General features: G+C 54.9%; 19 protein-coding genes. 11 read left to right on the plus strand and 8 right to left on the minus strand.

Translation table 11 applies throughout. The features are described from left to right. Positions 1–73: 73 nt before the first annotated feature. Positions 74–1048, plus strand: a complete 975-nt coding sequence (gene dusB / locus NE623_RS05470; protein WP_256271329.1) for a tRNA dihydrouridine synthase DusB — start codon at positions 74–76, stop codon at positions 1046–1048. On the opposite strand, the gene yfbR is transcribed toward dusB, so the two are convergent. After that, the gene (gene yfbR, locus NE623_RS05475; protein WP_256271330.1) at positions 1049–1651 is read right to left on the minus strand and encodes a 5'-deoxynucleotidase; all 603 of its coding nucleotides are present in this window, start codon (positions 1649–1651) and stop codon (positions 1049–1051) included. Positions 1652–1888: 237 nt separating this feature from the next. Here yfbR and NE623_RS05480 point away from each other — a divergent pair, with 237 nt between their 5' ends. From NE623_RS05480 to rpsI, 5 genes are all read left to right on the plus strand, one after another. Further along, positions 1889–4258 (plus strand): YfhO family protein, encoded by a 2370-nt coding sequence (locus tag NE623_RS05480; protein ID WP_256271331.1) that lies wholly within the window; start codon positions 1889–1891, stop codon positions 4256–4258. Further along, the gene (locus NE623_RS05485) at positions 4242–6413 is read left to right on the plus strand and encodes a Tex family protein (RefSeq protein WP_256271332.1); all 2172 of its coding nucleotides are present in this window, start codon (positions 4242–4244) and stop codon (positions 6411–6413) included. The genes NE623_RS05480 and NE623_RS05485 overlap by 17 nt, the downstream gene beginning before the upstream one ends. A gap of 417 nt (positions 6414–6830) precedes the next feature. Next, the gene (locus NE623_RS05490; RefSeq protein ID WP_256271333.1) at positions 6831–7052 is read left to right on the plus strand and encodes an HPr family phosphocarrier protein; all 222 of its coding nucleotides are present in this window, start codon (positions 6831–6833) and stop codon (positions 7050–7052) included. Between the two features lie 313 nt (positions 7053–7365). After that, positions 7366–7797 (plus strand): 50S ribosomal protein L13, encoded by a 432-nt coding sequence (gene rplM / locus NE623_RS05495; RefSeq protein WP_256271334.1) that lies wholly within the window; start codon positions 7366–7368, stop codon positions 7795–7797. A gap of 18 nt (positions 7798–7815) precedes the next feature. Continuing rightward, on the plus strand, positions 7816–8214 hold the full coding sequence (gene rpsI / locus NE623_RS05500) for a 30S ribosomal protein S9 (protein ID WP_078783447.1): 399 nt from the start codon (positions 7816–7818) through the stop codon (positions 8212–8214). A 584-nt stretch (positions 8215–8798) separates the two neighbouring features. On the opposite strand, the gene NE623_RS05505 is transcribed toward rpsI, so the two are convergent. Genes NE623_RS05505 through NE623_RS05520 form a run of 4 tightly spaced genes read right to left on the minus strand, consistent with a single transcriptional unit; the run spans position 8799 to position 11061 of the window. Then, on the minus strand, positions 8799–9053 hold the full coding sequence (locus NE623_RS05505; protein WP_256271335.1) for a peptide-methionine (S)-S-oxide reductase: 255 nt from the start codon (positions 9051–9053) through the stop codon (positions 8799–8801). After that, positions 9034–9984: a TlpA disulfide reductase family protein gene (locus NE623_RS05510; RefSeq protein WP_370866694.1), complete on the minus strand. Its 951-nt coding sequence runs from the start codon at positions 9982–9984 to the stop codon at positions 9034–9036. The genes NE623_RS05505 and NE623_RS05510 overlap by 20 nt, the downstream gene beginning before the upstream one ends. Positions 9985–9995: 11 nt before the next feature. Continuing rightward, positions 9996–10889 carry a 4Fe-4S binding protein gene (locus NE623_RS05515; protein WP_256271336.1) on the minus strand — a complete coding sequence of 298 codons (894 nt, stop codon included), beginning with the start codon at positions 10887–10889 and terminating at the stop codon, positions 9996–9998. 25 nt (positions 10890–10914) lie between these two features. Continuing rightward, complete coding sequence (locus tag NE623_RS05520; RefSeq protein WP_165643166.1) at positions 10915–11061, minus strand: CD1871A family CXXC motif-containing protein; 147 nt, start codon at positions 11059–11061, stop codon at positions 10915–10917. A 147-nt stretch (positions 11062–11208) separates the two neighbouring features. Between NE623_RS05520 and NE623_RS05525 the strand changes: the two genes are divergently transcribed. Then, entirely contained in the window at positions 11209–11886 is a 678-nt protein-coding gene (locus NE623_RS05525; RefSeq protein ID WP_256271337.1) for a response regulator transcription factor, read from the plus strand. Further along, entirely contained in the window at positions 11883–13034 is a 1152-nt protein-coding gene (locus tag NE623_RS05530; RefSeq protein WP_256271338.1) for a sensor histidine kinase, read from the plus strand. The genes NE623_RS05525 and NE623_RS05530 overlap by 4 nt, the downstream gene beginning before the upstream one ends. A 7-nt stretch (positions 13035–13041) precedes the next feature. Here NE623_RS05530 and NE623_RS05535 read toward each other — a convergent pair whose 3' ends face one another. Continuing rightward, entirely contained in the window at positions 13042–13332 is a 291-nt protein-coding gene (locus tag NE623_RS05535) for a hypothetical protein (protein WP_256271339.1), read from the minus strand. Here NE623_RS05535 and NE623_RS05540 point away from each other — a divergent pair. Next, positions 13234–13494: a GNAT family N-acetyltransferase gene (locus NE623_RS05540; RefSeq protein ID WP_370866691.1), complete on the plus strand. Its 261-nt coding sequence runs from the start codon at positions 13234–13236 to the stop codon at positions 13492–13494. The two genes, NE623_RS05535 and NE623_RS05540, sit on opposite strands and share 99 nt — an antisense overlap. Before the next feature lie 348 nt (positions 13495–13842). On the opposite strand, the gene NE623_RS05545 is transcribed toward NE623_RS05540, so the two are convergent. Both NE623_RS05545 and NE623_RS05550 read right to left on the minus strand, forming a co-directional pair. After that, a complete protein-coding gene (locus tag NE623_RS05545) occupies positions 13843–14478 on the minus strand; it encodes an HAD family hydrolase (RefSeq protein ID WP_256271340.1) in 636 nt (211 codons plus the stop codon). Between the two features lie 102 nt (positions 14479–14580). Further along, the gene (locus tag NE623_RS05550; RefSeq protein WP_256271341.1) at positions 14581–15492 is read right to left on the minus strand and encodes an AraC family transcriptional regulator; all 912 of its coding nucleotides are present in this window, start codon (positions 15490–15492) and stop codon (positions 14581–14583) included. A gap of 217 nt (positions 15493–15709) precedes the next feature. Between NE623_RS05550 and NE623_RS05555 the strand changes: the two genes are divergently transcribed. Further along, positions 15710–16255 carry a helix-turn-helix domain-containing protein gene (locus NE623_RS05555; protein WP_256271342.1) on the plus strand — a complete coding sequence of 182 codons (546 nt, stop codon included), beginning with the start codon at positions 15710–15712 and terminating at the stop codon, positions 16253–16255. A 952-nt stretch (positions 16256–17207) separates the two neighbouring features. Then, positions 17208–18341, plus strand: a complete 1134-nt coding sequence (locus tag NE623_RS05560) for a 3D domain-containing protein (RefSeq protein WP_256271343.1) — start codon at positions 17208–17210, stop codon at positions 18339–18341. The last annotated feature ends 2 nt before the right edge of the window (positions 18342–18343 follow it).

Here is an 18343-nt window from a genome sequence, read left to right on the forward strand (position 1 = left end):
GACAATCTACATTTCAGTATACCACATTTGCGTAAAATATGGTAGAATGGATTATAAATTTAGGAGGGACACTATGCAGCTACGCAACCTATCCATCCCGGCGGGGGCCGTCTTTGCCCCGATGGCGGGACTGACTGACGCCGCGTGCCGCCACCTTATGGCAGACCACGGTGCGGCGTGGACCGTCAGCGAGATGGCCAGCGCCAAGGCGCTGAACTTTGGCGACCGCAAATCGCTGGAACTTCTGCGGGACAAGCATCCGCACGGCCTGTACGCCGTGCAGCTTTTCGGCGCAGAGCCGGAGAGCATGGCCAAAGCGATTCTGTTTATCCGGGAAAAGGGCATCCAATTTGATATTCTGGACATCAATATGGGTTGCCCTGCGCCCAAAATCACAAGCAGCGGGGCCGGCAGCAAGTTGCTGCTGGACCCGCCGCTCTGCGGGCAGATGGTTGCCGCCGCCCGCCGTGCCTTGGGCGAGGACACGCCGCTGACCGTGAAGATGCGCATTGGCTGGGACGCCGACCATATGACCGGCGTGGAGGTGGCCAGGCAGCTGGAGGCAAACGGCGCAGACCTGATTGCCGTGCACGGCCGCACGCGGGAGCAGATGTATATTCCGCCCATCGACACGGCGGCCATTGCGGCCATCAAGCAGGCGGTGAAAATCCCTGTGCTGGCCAACGGCGATGTGACCGATGCCGATGGCGCGGTTGCATTGTTAAAGGCTACCGGCTGTGACGGCGTTATGATTGGCCGCGGCGCACTGGGTGACCCGTGGCTGTTTGAACAGGTGCGTGCAGCGCTGCTGGGCGAGGAATGCCCGCCGGAGCCGACGCTGAACCAGCGTATGGCCGCCCTGCGCGCCCAGATTTACGAAATGTGTGAGGAAAAGGGCGAGTGGGCCGCCATGCCGCAGGCCCGCAGCCAGGCCATGCACTATATGAAGGGCCTGCGCGGCGCCGCCGCCCTGCGGCGCTACTGCTCGATGCTGGAGCACTTTACCGATGTGGACAAGCTGATTGACGCGGTGTACAAGCTGCAGTAATCAGAACCTTCCCCGGGTCAGCTCATCGAGGTTCTGCTCATAGCAGGGCAGCATATGCTCGATGAAATACTCGGCCTCGGGGCACTGCATTGCGTGCAGGGCGGCCATCTGCTGGGCGTAGGCGGCGGCAAATTCCCGGTTGCCGCCGTGGTCCTCCTCCATGCACTTGATAACGGCGGAAAGCCGGTCCGCGGCCTTTAAAATTTTGCGCTCGGCATCGTTCAGCACACTGCCGGTCAGCCAGCACTGGGTTTCGGCCTGCAGCTCCTCGGGCTGCAGGCTGGCCATCACGCGGGCGCTCTCGTGCTCTACGGCCTTGTAGGCGGTGCGCAAAGCGTCGTTTTTGTACTTGACCGGGGTGGGCATATCGCCGGTCAGAATCTCCGGCGCATCGTGGTACAGGGCGGCGGTGGCCACCATCTCGGACCGCAGGGCCGCGCCGGTGCCGGTGCATTTCTGCCCAATCAGGCAGAGGGTGTGGGCCAGCATCGCAGTGTCGGCGGTGTGTTCACTCAGGCTTTCTGCGCGGACACTGCGCATCAGGCTCCACCGGGTGATGTATTTCATGCGGCTGAACAGCGCACTGAACGGATAGGTTTTCATCTTCACGCGACCTCCGATTTGTGGTATACTAGGCGGGGTAAGGGCGGACCCTTCCGGGTAAGCACTCAGCAGGGGCCGGGCACGCCCGGCCCGCAGCTTTCCCGCAAACGGCGATTCCCGGGAATCCACCCTTCACCGCCTGCGGACGGAGCTCCCCTGAGAGGGGAGCCTTTGGGGCTCTACCCCAAGTATACCACAACCCTCTCCAAAATGAGGCCCCATAAAGGGTACTATGAAATGAATTCCAGCATTTTCAAACAAAAATCCAGCTACTGGCGGGTTTTCGCCCTCTGCTTTTTTACGGCGGTACTGCTGTTTTTGCCCCACTGCATCATAGATGCGGCGGCAGGCGGCGGGTACTTCCACTACGCGGGCGATTTCAATGACCAGCAGATTAACTTTTACCAGTACGCCAACGCGTTTCTCAAGCACGGCGGCTCCTTCAGCTGGGCAACAGACCTTGGCAGCGGGTTCGTCAACGCCTACTCCTTCTATCTGCTGGGCAGTCCGTTCTTCTGGCTGTCTATGCTGCTGCCCGCCCGGCTTATGCCGTGGGCGATGGTACCGCTGCTCTGCCTGAAAATGGCGGTGGCGGGCGGCGGCGGCTACCTCTGGGCGCGCCGCTGGGTGCGGGATGATACCTGGTCCATGCTGGCGGGCTGCCTGTACGCCTTCTCGGGCTTCAGCATCTACAACATCTTCTTTAACCATTTTCTTGACGTTGTGGCGCTGTTTCCCTATATGCTGGCGGCGCTGGATGACGCTGCCATCGACGGCAAAAAAGGCTGCTTCCCCTTCTGGGTGGCGCTGAATCTTGTCGATAACTATTTCTTCTTTGCCGGGCAGGCTGTCTTTCTGATTATCTATTTCTTCTGCATGGTTGCAGGGCGGCGGTACAAAATCGGTCCGCGCAAGTTTGCGCTTCTCGCGTGGGAGACCGTGCTGGGCTGCGCCTGCGGCTGTGTGCTGCTGCTCCCGGCGGGGCTGTCGCTTTTGCAAAATCCGCGCACCATCGACCCGTTTACCGGGTACGGCTACCTGTTCTACGGCAAATCCCAGCAGTACGGCGCGATCTTCTACAGCGCCTTCCTGATGCCGGACGCGCCCTACTTCAAGGATATGTTCCAGGAGGGCATCCTCAAGCACACGAGCCTGACTGCGTATCTGCCGCTGGTCGGCGCGGCGGGCGGTCTGGCGTTCTGCCGGGCCCGCGGGCGGCACCCCTTCACCTATATTTTAAAGGTCTGTGTGGTCTGCGCCTTTGTGCCGGTGCTGAACAGCGCGTTCTACGCCCTCAATGCCAGCTACTACGCCCGCTGGTACTATATGCCAATTCTGGTTCTCTGCGGTGCAACGTGCTATTTGCTCTCCCGCCCGGCGCTGGCGGAGCGCAAGCTGCCCCGCGCCTTCCGGCTGACGAGCTTCATCACGCTGACGGCGGCGGTCTTTGCCTTTGTGCCGAACGAGGACGAGGACGGCAACTTCAAGCTGGGTGTGCTGGATGAGCCCGCACGGTTCTGGGCGGTGTTCGGCGTCACGGTGCTGGGCATTGTGATTTTTGCGCTGCTGTGGCATTTCTGCCGCCAAAAGCGGCAGTGGGGCAGTATTATGACCGCCGCTGTGCTGGGCTTCAGCCTTGTGTACGGCACGCTGCACCTCTCGCTGACCAAGTACGCGCAGTGGGATGTGGACAGCGACCTGATTGCAGAAACCTACGGTTCTACGCAGGAAATTTCCGCCGCCCTGCCGGAGGATACCTTCTACCGCCTTGACGCCTATGGGGCGCACAACAATCTGGGGCTGTGGTTTGACCGCAGCTGCCTGCAGTTCTTCAACTCCACCGTTGCGCCCAGCATCATGGAATTTTACCCCGAGGTGGGCGTCAAGCGGGATGTGAACTCCAAGCCGGACGCCGAAAACTACGGCCTGCGCGGCCTGCTCAGCGTGCGGTACACGCTGGTGGCCAAGGACAAGGAGGACGAGTGGACGGAGAAGGCCCTGCCCGGCTGGCAGCGCAGCGGCGAGACAGCTGCCTACGCGATTTACGAAAACGAAAACTGGGTGCCGATGGGCTTCACCTATGACTACTACGTGACCGCCGACCAGCTGGACCGGGTGAGCGAGACGGAGCGCGCACAGATTCTCTGCCGCGCCCTTCTGCTGAACGAGGACCAGGTTTCGGCGTTTGACACCCTGCTGCAGCCCCTGCCCGATGAAGAACTGACGAACCGCAGCGAGGACGCCTACGCCGCCGACTGCGCCGCCCGCCGCGCCGGGGCGGTGGCTGAGTTTACAGCCACGGACACCGGCTTCACCGCACATACGAACTATGACACCGACGAGCTGGTGTTCTTCAGCGTGCCCTACGATGACGGCTTTACCGCCACCGTGAACGGCGCGCCCGCCGGTGTGGAAAAGGTGGATGACGGCCTGATGGCCGTTTACGCCCCGGCAGGGGAGAACGAAATTGAATTTACCTACCATACCCCCGGCCTGAAGCTGGCCGCGGGCATCAACGCCGCCGCCCTTGTGCTGTACGGCGTCTATCTTGCCATTTTACGGAAAAAGAGCAGAGAGGATAAACAAAACCATGCCGAACCATGCTGAACAATTAGCCCAGGAGCTGAACCTGAATCTCAAGAACGTACAGGGCGCCATCGAACTGATTGACCAGGGCAACACCATCCCATTCATTGCCCGCTACCGCAAGGAGGCCACCGGCTCGATGGATGACCAGGTCCTGCGCGATCTGGGCGACCGTCTGGAGTATCTCCGCGGTCTGGACAAGCGCAAGGAGGAGGTCACCACTTCCATCACTGAGCAGGGGGTTATGACGCCCGAGCTGACCGCCGCGCTGGCCAAGGCCAAGACGCTGGCCGAGGTCGAGGATATCTACCGCCCTTACAAGCCCAAGCGCAAGACCCGCGCCAGCATTGCCAAGGCCCGCGGCCTGCAGCCGCTGGCGGACGCGATTCTGCAGCAGGACGCTGCGTTTGACCCGCAGACGGCAGCCGCCGCCTACCTCAATGACGAGGTTCCCGATGCCGCCGCCGCGCTGGCCGGTGCGCAGGACATCATCGCCGAGGCAGTCTCGGACGATGCGGCCTGCCGCGCCGAGCTGCGCCGCTACTACCGCGCCTTTGGCCGCATTGCCAGCGCCAAGGCCAAGGACGAGGACAGCGTCTACGCGCAGTATTATGACTACGCCGAGCCGCTGAACAAGATTCCCGGCCACCGTGTGCTGGCGCTGGACCGCGGCGAGCGCGAGGGCTTTCTGAAGGTGGGAATCCAGGTGGATGCCGACCGCGCTGCGGGCATTGTCTCGTGGATGTTTGCCCGCAAAAAGACCGGCGGAGCCAGCGCCGAGCTGGTGGACGCCGCCGCCCGGGACGCCTACAGCCGCCTGATTCACCCGAGCCTCGAAAATGAGCTGCGCAGTGAGCTGTCCGATGCCGCCGCCGAGGGTGCCATCAAGGTCTTTGGCGATAATCTGCGCCAGCTGCTGTTGCAGCCGCCCATCCGCGGCAAAACCGTTATGGGTCTGGACCCCGGCTACCGCATGGGCTGCAAGGTGGCCGTGGTGGACCCCACCGGCAAGGTGCTGGACACGAACGTGGTCTACCCGGTGCCGGAGTTCAAGCGGGTGGAACAGGCCAAAAAGACCATCAAGTCGATGGTGCTGAAAAACGGCGTCGAGGTCATGGCCATCGGCAACGGCACGGCCGGCCACGAGACCGAGGAGTTTGCCGCCGAGGTCATCCGCGAGCTGGCGGATGAGAAAAACCTGCATCTCCAGTATATGGTCGTCAGCGAGGCGGGCGCGTCGGTCTACTCGGCCAGCAAGCTGGCAGCGGAGGAGTTCCCGCAGTTTGACGTAAACCTGCGCAGCGCGGTGTCCATCGCGCGCCGCCTGCAGGACCCGCTGGCGGAGCTGGTCAAGATCGACCCCAAGGCTGTGGGCGTGGGCCAGTACCAGCACGATATGCCCCAGAAGCGGCTGAACGAGACGCTGGACGGCGTTGTGGAGGACTGCGTGAACAGTGTCGGCGTTGACCTGAACACCGCGTCTGCGCCGCTGCTGCGCCGCGTGGCGGGCGTCAGCGCGGCCACCGCCAAGAACATTGTGACCTGGCGCGAGGAGGAAGGCGCGTTCACATCCCGCGCCCAGCTGAAAAAGGTCAAGGGCCTCGGCCCCAAGGCATATGAGCAGTGCGCGGGCTTCCTGCGCCTGCCCGAGGCCAAGAACCGGCTGGACGCCACCGCCGTCCACCCCGAGAGCTATGCCGCCGCCAAGACGCTGCTGGACGCCTGCGGCTACACCGCCAAGGAAATCGGCACCGACGCGCTGGCGGGCCTGCCCGCCGCGGTGAAGGCCAAGGGCACCAAGACCCTGTGCGAGACGCTGGGCATCGGCGAGCCGACACTGAACGATATTGTGGCCGAGCTCTGCAAGCCGGGCCGTGATGTGCGCGACAGCCTGCCCAAGCCGCTGCTGCGCAGTGACGTTATGGGCATGGACGACCTGAAGCCCGGTATGGAGCTGACCGGCACGGTGCGCAACGTCATTGACTTTGGCGCGTTTGTGGATCTGGGCGTGCATCAGGACGGCCTTGTGCACGTCTCCCAAATCAGCGATAAATTCATCAAGCACCCGAGTGAGGTGCTCAAGGTCGGCGACATTGTGCGGGTGAAGGTGCTCAGCGTGGACACCGGCAAAAAGCGCATTGCCCTGACCATGAAAGGTGTGCCCCAGCAAAACTGATACGAAACTGGTGGAAACATATACAAATGTTGCACGCAAATTTGCACGCTGTTTGTTTTTTGACGGAAATTGACTGGCACAACCGACGAAAAAGGACAAAATATTTCAGAAAACATAAAAATTGGATTCTGAAAGCATAATTTGTGTGAACAAACCGCTTCAGTGACGGTCAAAAGCCGTCATTCTTACCAAAAGCGAAAAATGAAAAATTTTCTCTTTTGTGCAGGAAATGGAAAATAATGATGTTGTGCATTTTGAACAAAGAAACGGCACATAATTATGCTATAATGCACAATGCAAGGAAGGAAAGAGCAAGGTGGCTCACCGCCTTGCCGCAGGGCTGTGCGCCCGGTTCCGCAGTGGAGTCCGGTGCTGAAGATACAGCTGTGCGCGGGAATGATTCGGAGGTCATTTATTATGGTGAAACAAGTCAAGGTTTCCAATTTTACTGAGGTCAAGGGAATCGTGTCTGCTGCCGCCAAGTGTTATAACGATGTCGGCGTGCATGACATGAAGGGCAGCATTGCCGATGCAAAGAGCATTCTGGGCATGATGAGCCTGGATTACAGCCACCCTGTCAAAATCGTTTGCGAGGACGAGCATGACCTGAACTGCGTTGTCAACGCACTCAAGCAGTAAAAAATCGGAATCCGCCCGCTGCCGCTTCCCCCGAGAAGTAGCAGCGGGCGGTTTTTGTTTCGGCCCTGCCTGACGCTTCAGCGCGGAAAACGACTGTCCCAACCGTAAAATAGGAAGTTTGAAAACAAGAGAAAACAAGAGCATTTGCAAGAATTTGAGAGCAAGCACGGAATAAATTAAAATTCTTGCCAAAAACCGTTGACGCGGGGCACAGTTTCTGCTATAATCACAATTGCGCGAAAAAGCGTCCTGCGGGGCGCTGTTAAATACCGTTACAAGACGGACGTGTTAATTTATCAATGGAGGACCTATTATGAGCACGACTCTCGCTAAGCCCGCTGAAATGGCTGACCGCAAGTGGTATGTGATCGACGCCGCCGGCAAGCCCCTCGGCCGCGTTGCTGCCAAGGCTGCTGTCATCCTGCGCGGCAAGAACAAGACCACCTTCACCCCCAATGTTGACTGTGGCGACAATGTCATCATCATCAACTGCGACCAGGCTGTCCTGACCGGCAAGAAGCTGGAGAAGAAGTTCCATCGCACCCACTCCGGCTGGATTGGCGGCCTGAAGGAGACCCAGTACAAGACCCTGATGGCTGAGAACAGCGACAAGGCTATGACCTACGCTGTCAAGGGCATGGTTCCCTCTAACACCATCGGCGCCAAGGCTATGACCCGCCTGCACTGCTACAAGGCTGCTGACCACGCTCATGCTGCGCAGAAGCCCGAAGCAGTTGAGATCTGAGTGAGGAGGCAATAGAAGATGTACGAAACCAAACCTTATTTCTACGGCACTGGCCGTCGTAAGCATTCCGTTGCCCGCGTTCGCGTTTACAACGGCACCGGCAAGATGACCATCAATGGCCGCGACATCAACGATTACTTTGGTCTGGAGACCCTGAAGCTGCTGGCTAACAGCCCCCTGGTTCTGACTGAGAACGAGGGCAAGTTTGACGTTGTCGTCAACGTTGTCGGCGGTGGCTGTGCAGGCCAGGCTGGCGCTATCCGCCACGGCCTGTCCCGCGCCCTGCTGCAGTTCAACCCCGAGCTGCGCTCCACCCTGAAGAAGGCTGGCTTCCTGACCCGCGATCCTCGTATGAAGGAACGTAAGAAGTACGGCCTCAAAGCAGCCCGTCGCGCACCGCAGTTCAGCAAGCGCTAATCGACTGCTCAGACTATATCAAAATGGTTCAAAAACCCCGGAAAATCAAGGTTTTCCGGGGTTTTACTATATCTAAACAGGCTGATATGGTTTGACCAAATTTAGCAAAACGAGAGCTGTTTTCACCCAATTTTTAGTGGTCCGCAAGTGGTTAACTGGCCAAAAAGAGGGCGAAAAGAGGGGCAAGTGGTTCCCAAAGTGGTTAACCGAGAGCCGATTTTGGGGGTACTTTTCAGCCCTCCTTCCCCTCGTTTTTTTGGCTGTGGCAGTTTGGCATAGTTTGAGCTAATTTGAATAATTGAATATGAATTTGATGTAGCACACAGATTATAAATGCTGCGTACTCCTATGCCGGTTTTTCTGACCCTCAAGGGCCCTGATTTGGTCCCCAAAATGTACCCAAAGGGCATTTTGGCATACGAAAAGCCCCTGATTACGTAAGTACAATAATCAGGGGCTTAAAGTATTTTATAGAACGACCTCTACAGTGAGGTCCTTCCATTGCCTAGGCCAAAGGACACAGCCACGCGAATTTTGATAAGAACGTGCCTTGTCATAATCCAGTGTGAACGACCAAGAACGGGTCAAATTACTGGCGCGGGTTCTTGATTGCGCTCTGTGCCGCTCTCCCGCGTAACACGGTACTGCTCCGCCGTCAGCTTGTCCCGGATGGATTTCGCCGCGGGCTTCTGATAGTCGCCCGAATCGATGCGCAGCCGGGAAAACAGCTCCATCTCCGCGTGCGGGATGTGGCAGTAGCCGTTCGGGTTCTTTTCGAGGTAGTTCTGGTGGTACTCCTCGGCGGGGTAAATTCGTTTGTCAGCCCATATCGGCGGCAAGAGCCTGGTCGATGAGCTTTTGCAGCGTCTCCGCCTGATTCTTTTCCGTGATAGCACCTACGATGGGTTCACCCACGATATTGCCGTTGCGGTCGACCACATAGGTGGTGGGATAGGCAAAGATGTTGGCAGTGAACTTTCCCGCCTCTCCGTCGGAAGGGAAATACACATTCTGATAGGTGGCGCCCTTCTTGGTCAGCACATCCTTCGCCTCGGAAATCGCCGCCTCGTCGCCGTCCAGCGTAAAGGTGTTGACGCCGATGAGTGCGCCGCCCTTCTCTGCCAGCTCGCGGTTCAGCGCGTCCAGATCGGCAAGCTCGCCCACGCAGGGATTACAGGTGGTGAACCAGAAATTCACTACGGTGACGGCGTTGCCGGAGAACAGATCGTCACTTTTCACCGGGTTCCCATCCAGATCCTTGCCCTCAAAGGCAGGGAATTTCTGCATACTGCCGTCATCAAGCGGCGTGGTCATGTCGCTGCCTGCGGGCACGCTCATGGCGTCATCGGTAGACTGCTGTGCCACCTCGGGGTACTTTTCCTCAATCAGGGTCAGCTGGTTTTCGATGTCGCGAATCTTCTCCGCTTCTCCCTGAAGCAGGTTCATCTCATCTGTCGTAAACTGATCCTTGGCGGATTCGATTGTACTGAGCAGGAAATCACCGTAGTTTTTGCCGTCCTCCTGCAGGGCCATGCCCTTGTCGGCTGACATATATACCTTTTCCCAAAGCTCTGTGTTCTCCGAGAGAATGTCATTTTCCTGCGCCATCAGATCGTTGTACATGGCAACCGCTTCCTCGGCATTCTTCGGTTCGCTGCTCGTTCCGTCCGTTTTGTCTCCGCCCTTTGTGCCGCAGGCTGCCAGAGAGAGCACTACCAGTGTAGTAAGCAGCAGCGCCAGCAACCGGCTGGCAGTATTCATTCTATTCATCTTCATCTGTTTTATATCTCCTTGTTATCCTTGTTTTTTTGCGGCATTTCAGCCACGTTTGTTTTATCTTTACCGTCTCCAAAGCCGTAGCGGAAGCACACGGCTTTCGTCGGACAGGCGCGGATGCACATTCCGCAGCGGATGCACTCGGTATGGTTGGGCGTTTTCGTCACATCCACATCCATCTTGCAGGCTTTGGCGCATTTCCCGCAGGAAACGCACTTATTCTTATCCACCTTCATCTGGAAGAGGGACACCCGGTTGAACAGCGCGTAGAACGCGCCCAGCGGGCAGAGCCACTTGCAGAACGGTCGGTAGAACAGTACGCTCAGCGCAATCACCGACAGCAGGATGCTGAATTTCCATGTAAACAGCTTGCCCAGCGCCGCCCGGATGCCGGAATTGGCAAGGGACAGCGGGATGGCTCCCTCCAGCACGCCTTGGGGGCAGAGGTATTTGCAGAAGAACGGGTTTCCCATGCCAACATCGTTCACAAGGAACGCCGGCAGCAGGAAAACCATCACCAGCAGGACAGCGTATTTCAGGTATGTCAGCGGCTTCAGCTTCTTTGTGGAAAACTTCTTAGTGGGGATTTTGTGCAGCAGCTCCTGAAACCAGCCGAAGGGACACAGAAAACCGCAGATAAAGCGCCCCAGCAGCACGCCCAGCAGAATGAGGATGCCTGTGATATAGTAGGAGAAGCTGAACTTGGAAGACCCAACCACCGCCTGAAACGCCCCAATGGGGCAGGCACCGGAGGCCGCTGGGCAGGAGTAGCAGTTCAGCCCCGGCACACAGACGGTCTTCCCCGCCCCCTGATACAGTCCGCCCTTGAGAAAGTTCGGCAGATGCAGGTTGGTCAGCAGCGTTGCCCCCGCCTGAATCCAGCCCCGGAAGCGGGACATGGTCTGTGAAACGCCTGAAAACTTTTTATCCAATGCCCACACACTCCAGACATAATTTGATTGCTTTGCTCAGCACTGTCGCCGCCTCGCCCCGCCAGACACCGAAGCACAGCATGGCGGCTCCGGCCATCAGCAGCACGATTTGCGCCGCAGCCTTTTTCCCGCAGCTCATTTTTCATCACCCTTTCCGATTTTCTGCCTCCATCATAGCGCGGGAGAGTTAAAGTCTCTGTTAAGAACGAAAATTTAATGCAAACCTTATCTGTTTTTGCTATAATGAAAGCAACACAAAAACGAAGAAATAAAAAGGAGGGCTCTCATGCACCTTTTAGTAATTGAAGATGAACGCGCCCTGTGCGAGACCATCGTTCGCAGCCTGCGGCGGCTGGCCTACAGCGTGGACTACTGCTATGACGGCGAAAAGGCGCTGGCGCTTCTGGGCGTGGAACGATACGATCTGGTGCTTCTTGATCTGAATCTGCCGAAAAAGGACGGCATGACAGTGCTGCGCACCCTGCGGCAGACCGACCGGGAGACAAAGGTGCTGATCCTCTCCGCCCGGGGTGAGGTGGAGGACAAGGTGGAGGGGTTAGATGCCGGGGCCAATGATTATCTGGCAAAGCCCTTTCATCTTGCAGAGCTGGAGGCCCGCATCCGCAGCCTGACATTGCGGCAGTTCACCCAGCAGGATGTGCTGCTAAGCTGCGGAGGCCTGACCTTTGACACCCGCTCCCGTACCGCCACCGTCAACGGGCAGACGCTGACGCTCACCCGGAAGGAAACAGGGATACTCGAATACCTGATGGTGCATCAAGGAAGGCCGGTAAGTCAGGAGGAGCTGATGGATCATGTTTGGGACAACAGCGTGGACAGCTTCAGCAATTCCATTCGCGTCCACATCTCCGCCCTGCGCAAAAAGCTCCGCGCCGTGCTGGGCTATGACCCCATCCGCAACCGCATCGGCGAGGGCTATCTGATGGGAGGCGAGGAGGAATGAAGCGGCTTTCCCTGCAGTGGCGCATCACACTGATGTCCGCCCTGCTCATTGGCATCACCTGCGTGGCCATGAATTTGCTGCTCTGCTCCTCCGGTGTGTACTATATGGACACCATTGCGGACAGCTTACAGGGCGGCAGCACGGTGATCCTGAATGAGGACGGAGCGGCGAGCTTTGACCCGGAATTCATAGCGCCCAACGAGGAGTTGACCATCGTCGTCGATGGGGCGCAGGGGCGCTTCCGCACCACCAACTGGTACATCACGGCGGCGGTAACGCTGCTCAGCGGCATCCTCGCCTATTTCGTCAGCGGACGCGCTCTCAAGCCCCTGCGCAGCTTTGCCTCGCAGGTGGAGCAGGTGCAGCTGAACAATCTTGCCGATATGAGGATCGATGAAGACACTATTTCGGAGTTCCGGCAGCTGAGCCGCTCGTTCAACCAGATGCTGGAGCGGCTGAACAACGCCTTTTCGGCCCAGCGGCAGTTCACCGGCAACGCCGCCCACGAGCTGCGCACGCCACTGGCACTAATGCAGGCGCAGCTGGAGCTGTTTTCCGCGGAGCATCCTGATGTGCGACCGGAGATTGCGGAGTTTCTCGCCCTCCTGCGGGAGCAGACGGAACGTTTGACCCGGCTGACCAAGACGCTGCTGGAGATGAGCAATCTGCGGCAGGTGGCACGGAACGAGCGGATCCAGCTCGCTCCCATGATTGAGGAGATCTTCACAGATCTTGCGCCGCTCTCAGATAAGCTCGGCGTTACGCTGACGGCGGAGGGCGACGGCATTATGACCGGCAGCGATGCACTGATCTACCGGCTGATCTTCAACCTGACGGAGAATGCTGTCAAGTACAACCGGCCGGGCGGCTCGGTACGGGTTTCTGTCACTCAGGAGTTGGAGAAGATTCTGCTCCGCGTCTCCGACACCGGCTGCGGCATCCCGGAGATGTATCAGAGCAGTATCTTCCAGCCCTTCTTCCGGGTGGACAAGTCTCGCAGCCGGGAATACGGTGGCGCAGGACTGGGGCTCTCACTGGTATGGGAAATCGCCGACCTCCACGGCGGCTCCGTTTGGGTGGAGAAAAGCTCGGAGAAGGGCACTACCATTGCGGTGGGGTTGCCAACGCAACAATCAACGAAGCCCTAAAACCCTTTTATTCGTTTTTCGCCGCTTCGCTTGCCGCCCTGCGGCGTTCCTCTCTGTATGGGGCGGTCAGCGGGAAAGAGAAGCATCCCTTTTCAATCTCAAATTCCTTGCAGCCCGTGTCCGGGTCTACGTCCGTCAGCTTACAGACGGCAGGGTGTTTGCGGCTGTATGCAATCAGCCTGTTTTTGAGGTCGGTGTTGTGGGTGCGGATGAAGATGGTGGGGCCTTTCTCGTCAAAATAGATTTCTGTGCGGTCTATACAGAGAAAGACTACCGCTGCAAAGGTATCGCAGGGCATCTGCTCAATATGGTTGTGGAAGATATGAAAGCCAAGGGAATCACTCCGATTTATCTGGTTACCGACCATACCTCTTTTTATGAAAGATACGGTTGGGAGTTCCTGTGCATGGTACAGGGAGACGGCGAAGACCATATGACAAGAATGTATATTCATCGGTAAATTCCAGTTGATATTCCACTTATTTTAGGAAATTTAATAACTATTATATTTGATTATCAAATTCTTCGCAAACCCTTGAAAACACTAAGTTTGTAGCAAGTGTACTTTCCCTTACTCTTTCCCTTGTGTTACATTCTCCCATTAGCTTTCATGAACCTTAATATGGGAAAAATTAAGGGAAAGAAAATTTCATAACACAGTATAACATATAAGATTCTTTGGAATTGTAAACCACAAGTAGCCTGTATGCTTTATTTTACATACAGGCTACTTAATCAAAATCACCATAATTGATCAAGCAAGTTTTTTTAATATACCGCGGAGTCATTTTCGCTCGATCTTTCATCGCTAATTAAATTTCTCTGAAGTGATAGCAGATAACAGATTGGCAGGTTTTTCTAAAAAATAATCTGCTTTTATGTGCTTATTATGACTGCCCCATACTGCTAAAGCAAAATCAATTCCCGCATTTTCCGCACATTTACTGTCATATTTGCTATCTCCGATATAAAGTACTTTCCTATGGTCTGTTTTTGATAATTCCACATATTTCAAAATCGGTGCGGCATTGGGTTTATGTTCCTGTGTATCGTCTGCACATATGATTGTTTTGAAATAATGACTGATACCAAACGGACAAAAATCATGTGTAAATTCTTCCCTTGTCTTTGATGTGACAATCCCCATTTCATAATCCAGACTTAGAAGATTTTTCAATAATTCAACGATTCCGTCAAATACTTTAATGCTATTTGTATAGTTACGCATATTTTTATCCCATAATTCTATCGCATAGGAAGTGTCTTTTATCGCAAGTTTTTTCAAAGCGTCTGTTCCTGTAATCCCTAACGCAAATCTTAGTTCAGAACATGGTATCTCTCTCCCGGACAATCCCTTTATAGTTTCCTGTAAAGAATGTAATACAGCATATTCCGTATCAATCAGAGTGCCGTCAATGTCAAAAACGATATGCTTATACTTCATGCTGCCACCTTTCCCTGTCTGTATCAAAATAACGTATCACCCTGCATGGATTTCCTATCATTATAATGCAAAAGGAATAGAAAAAATATTTCTTTTCTGCCCTTATCTATCACTATTCTGCCATTTTCTCCGATATTCTGTGGGTGAACAATGTGTGTATTCTCGAAAAACCTTTCCAAAATAACTGCTACTCCCCAAACCGCACTCATGGCTGATAACGGTAACTGCTTCCTGCCCCTTTGCTAGCATCTGACAGGCAGCTTGCAGACGGTAAGCCTTTATATACTCTATGGGTGTCATGTGCAGACAGTCATGGAACACTCTATAACACTCCCTTTCGCTTAGGTATGCTGCTGCCGCAAGTTCCGGGATAGAGATTTTCTCTCTGTAATGTTCGTGAATATATATCATCATCAGCTTTATTTTATCGTTGCTTTTATTATGTTCCCCCTTTTTTTCACGCATAGGACGGGATAGTTCAAAAAGCATGAGCCATATTTCTGTTAGGGTTTCCCGCAGTTTTATTTCATATCCAAATTCATCACTGGATAAACGAAATGAAGCGGCAAGCAGTTTCAAAATCCTTTCTTCTTCTGCATTGCCTGGAAAAAGCGGAATTACCTCAATCTGTGGGGCTGTTATGATAGGCGCAATATATTTTTGTTCAATCCTGCTTCCCTGTTCCCCGGCAAGTAGGGAAACATCGAAAATATGAAGTAGCTGTATATTCTTTTCTTTCTGCGATATTGCTTTTGTCATATGGAGTACATTGGAATTTACTATGCCGCCGCTTCCAGCCGGAAACAACAGTTTTCCTCCCGGCGTATCATATTCAATGCTACCACTTTCCATATAAAAAAGTTCCACTGTCTTGTGCCAGTGCCACGGTACATAATGTCCGATATACTTGTCAAGTTCTGCCCTTGAAGCGATATAGGGAAAATCTTTTTCAAAACCGGGAAGCAGTTCTTCCTTGCTTCCAGTATAAAATTCAATGCTATGGATATTTTTCATGTCTGTTCACCTGCACATCTGCGATTTTGTATCTGCTTTATGGATTAAATATACTAGAATAGCTCGGTAATTGTCAATCAATCAAAACAGATTCATTTGGAAGATTATAAAAAATAGTGTTAAAAATCAAAGAACAGTTTGTCAAGCGGAATTCGCTGTTTGTGGGGAAGCATTCTCAAGAAAACTGCGCTATACTTTTCTTCGGAGGGATATAAAAATGGATCAAATCAAAATCGGAAAATTCATAGCCGCCCTGCGAAAAGAGAAAGGTTTGACACAGGAACAACTCGGAGAGAAGCTCGGCGTGACCAACAAAACCATTTCCCGTTGGGAGAACGGTAACTATATGCCCGATGTCGAAATGCTGTCGCTGCTGTCAAAAGAATTCGGTGTCAGCATCAACGAACTTGTAAGCGGAGAACGGCTTGCCACAGAGGACTTCCAGAAAGCCGCTGATGATAATCTTGTGACTGCACTGGATAACAGTACATTTACGCTGAAAGAAAAGATAGCGTTTTTTAAGAAAAAATGGCTGAAAGAACATATTGCAACGATTGTCCTGCACGTTGTGGCGTGGATTGGTATTATCGTATGGACAGCGCAAAAATTGCGAGGAAGCGATGCATATCCGCTTCTGGGCACAATCGGCAGTATGCTTGCCATACTTTTCTATATGGTACTGCGCAACCGCATGATGATATATGTGGAAGATCACGCATATCGGGCAACGCCGGACAAGGAAAACGAAACGAAAAATACCTAACATCACAACAGTTTCAAAAGGAGAAGATAATCTTACCCTTTTACGCCGGTATTGCGGAAAGCTGCATATTGTGTTTTTGCCACAAGTTTTGAATTTTGAGGATGAGTTGGTTCGATACACGGATGTAAAAAATGCTGCTGAATTGACACAGAGCAGAAGCATCCGGAATTTCAAAACCGACTTTTGCAAGTCGAAAGCAAAGGACTGCCGGGCTATGCTGGAGAGGCACAGGCTGAACACCAAACAGCTTTGGACAACGAAAGTTCCGGAAATATTCTCGTTTGCAGCAGGGAACAGCGACCAGATAAAAGTGAAGTAGAATCGTAAAGCACGGAGTACCCAATGCGCACTTACGCAAGCAGTGGGTACTCTTTTTGACTTATAAAAAATTGACGTTTAGGGGTCTTAGGGTCTGCCCTGACAAGTGGGCGTTTGGTACACCAAATGCCGTGCTTGCTGGTACTATTCTGTAGCTGATGCACTGCAGAGAAAATTGACCTTAACCGCAGCTTTGGAAGCCTGCTGAAGATAAGAAACCACAACGCCATAAAGCACAAAATCGGGCGTTTCTCGACAAAGAGGAACGCCCGGCCATCAGGGGTTATTGATAGAGTGAGTTTTAAAGTTATCTCCTAGCGGTTTTGCCTTGCATCGAAGTGCCTTTTCCCCACGGCCCTGAGCTGCTGTGGGTAAGAAGCACAAAAGAAACAAGACATAGAAAGGTTTTTTGTCACAGATGCGGTTGTTTTGTCAAAAGCCTTGCAAAATATGCGATTTTGTGTTATTATTTTAGTCCAAAAACGCAAAGACCACAATACAATAACACATCGCTGTCGCAAGTATGGTTCAGCAAGCGCTGATTTTTGCTGCGCAGCAAAAGCATTTATCCCACAGCAATTATGGCGTCGGTTCTTGTGGGCCGACGCCTTTTCTATGCAAAAAGGAGGCTTGTATGGCCTTATCCGTAAAAACAAAAGAGCATATCCGCCGCCGGGCGGCGGTGCTGGGCCCCAAGTGGGGCGCACTGCTGGGCGGCGCGGCGGCGCTGGCGCTGGCCATCGGATTTACCGGCACGGCGCTGCGGTTCGTCACGGTCGCGGACTCCCACGGTGGCACAACCCGCATCCTGACGGCGTCCACCGAGCTGGAGGACGTCCTGCAGAAGGCCGAGACCCCGGCCTTGGGCGAGAACGATGAAGCCGTCTGGACGGAAACCGCGGACGGCGAACGGCTGGACATCCTGCGCGCCTACACGGTCAGCATCACGGCGGACGGCAGTGAGCAGACCATGACGCTGACCGGCAGCCACACCGCCGCGGAGCTGCTGGCGGCGGCGGGCGTGGCCTACACGGAGGATGACATCCTGACCCCCGGGGCGGAGGAAATTGTCCCCGAGGGCAGCAATGTGACGTTGCAGCGCGTAAGCTACGTGGAGTACACCGTGAACGAGACAATTCCCTCCGCGGTCGAGAGCCTGCCCACAAGCCTGCTCTACCGCAAGCAGGACAAGGCACTGACCGTGCAGGAGGGCAGCGACGGTCTGGACACGGTCAGCTACCGCGAGACGTGGGTGGACGGCCAGTGGGCCTACACCGAGGAGCTGAACCGCGCCACGCAGATTGGTATGATTCCCACCGTGCAGAAGGTCTATGGCGAGCAGGTTCCTGTCTCGTCTTTTGTCGGGCCGGAGATTGTGGACGGTGCGCCCGCCGAGGGTGTGGCCGCAGTGTACACGAACCAGCGCTCCACCGGGTATTCGGCGTCGGCCACGGCCAAGGGGGCCAGCGGCCGCCGTTTGACCTACGGCACCGTGGCGGTCAACCCCAACATCATCCCCTATGGCTCACTGATGTACATTACCAGCGATGACGGTCAGTTTGTCTATGGCTACGCCTACGCCGCAGACACCGGCACGGCGATGATGCAGGGGACGGCGTTTATTGACCTGTACTATGAAACCTATGATGAGTCGGTTACAAGCGCGGTAATCCCGGTAACGGTCTACGTGCTGGACGATGAGACCGCCGCGCAGTATAAAGAGCAGAACGATGCGATTCTGGAAGCGGACACGGTGGTAGGGCGGTAAAA

The sequence above is a fragment of the Gemmiger formicilis genome, assembly GCF_024462815.1.
Classification (GTDB): Bacteria; Bacillota; Clostridia; order Oscillospirales; family Ruminococcaceae; genus Gemmiger.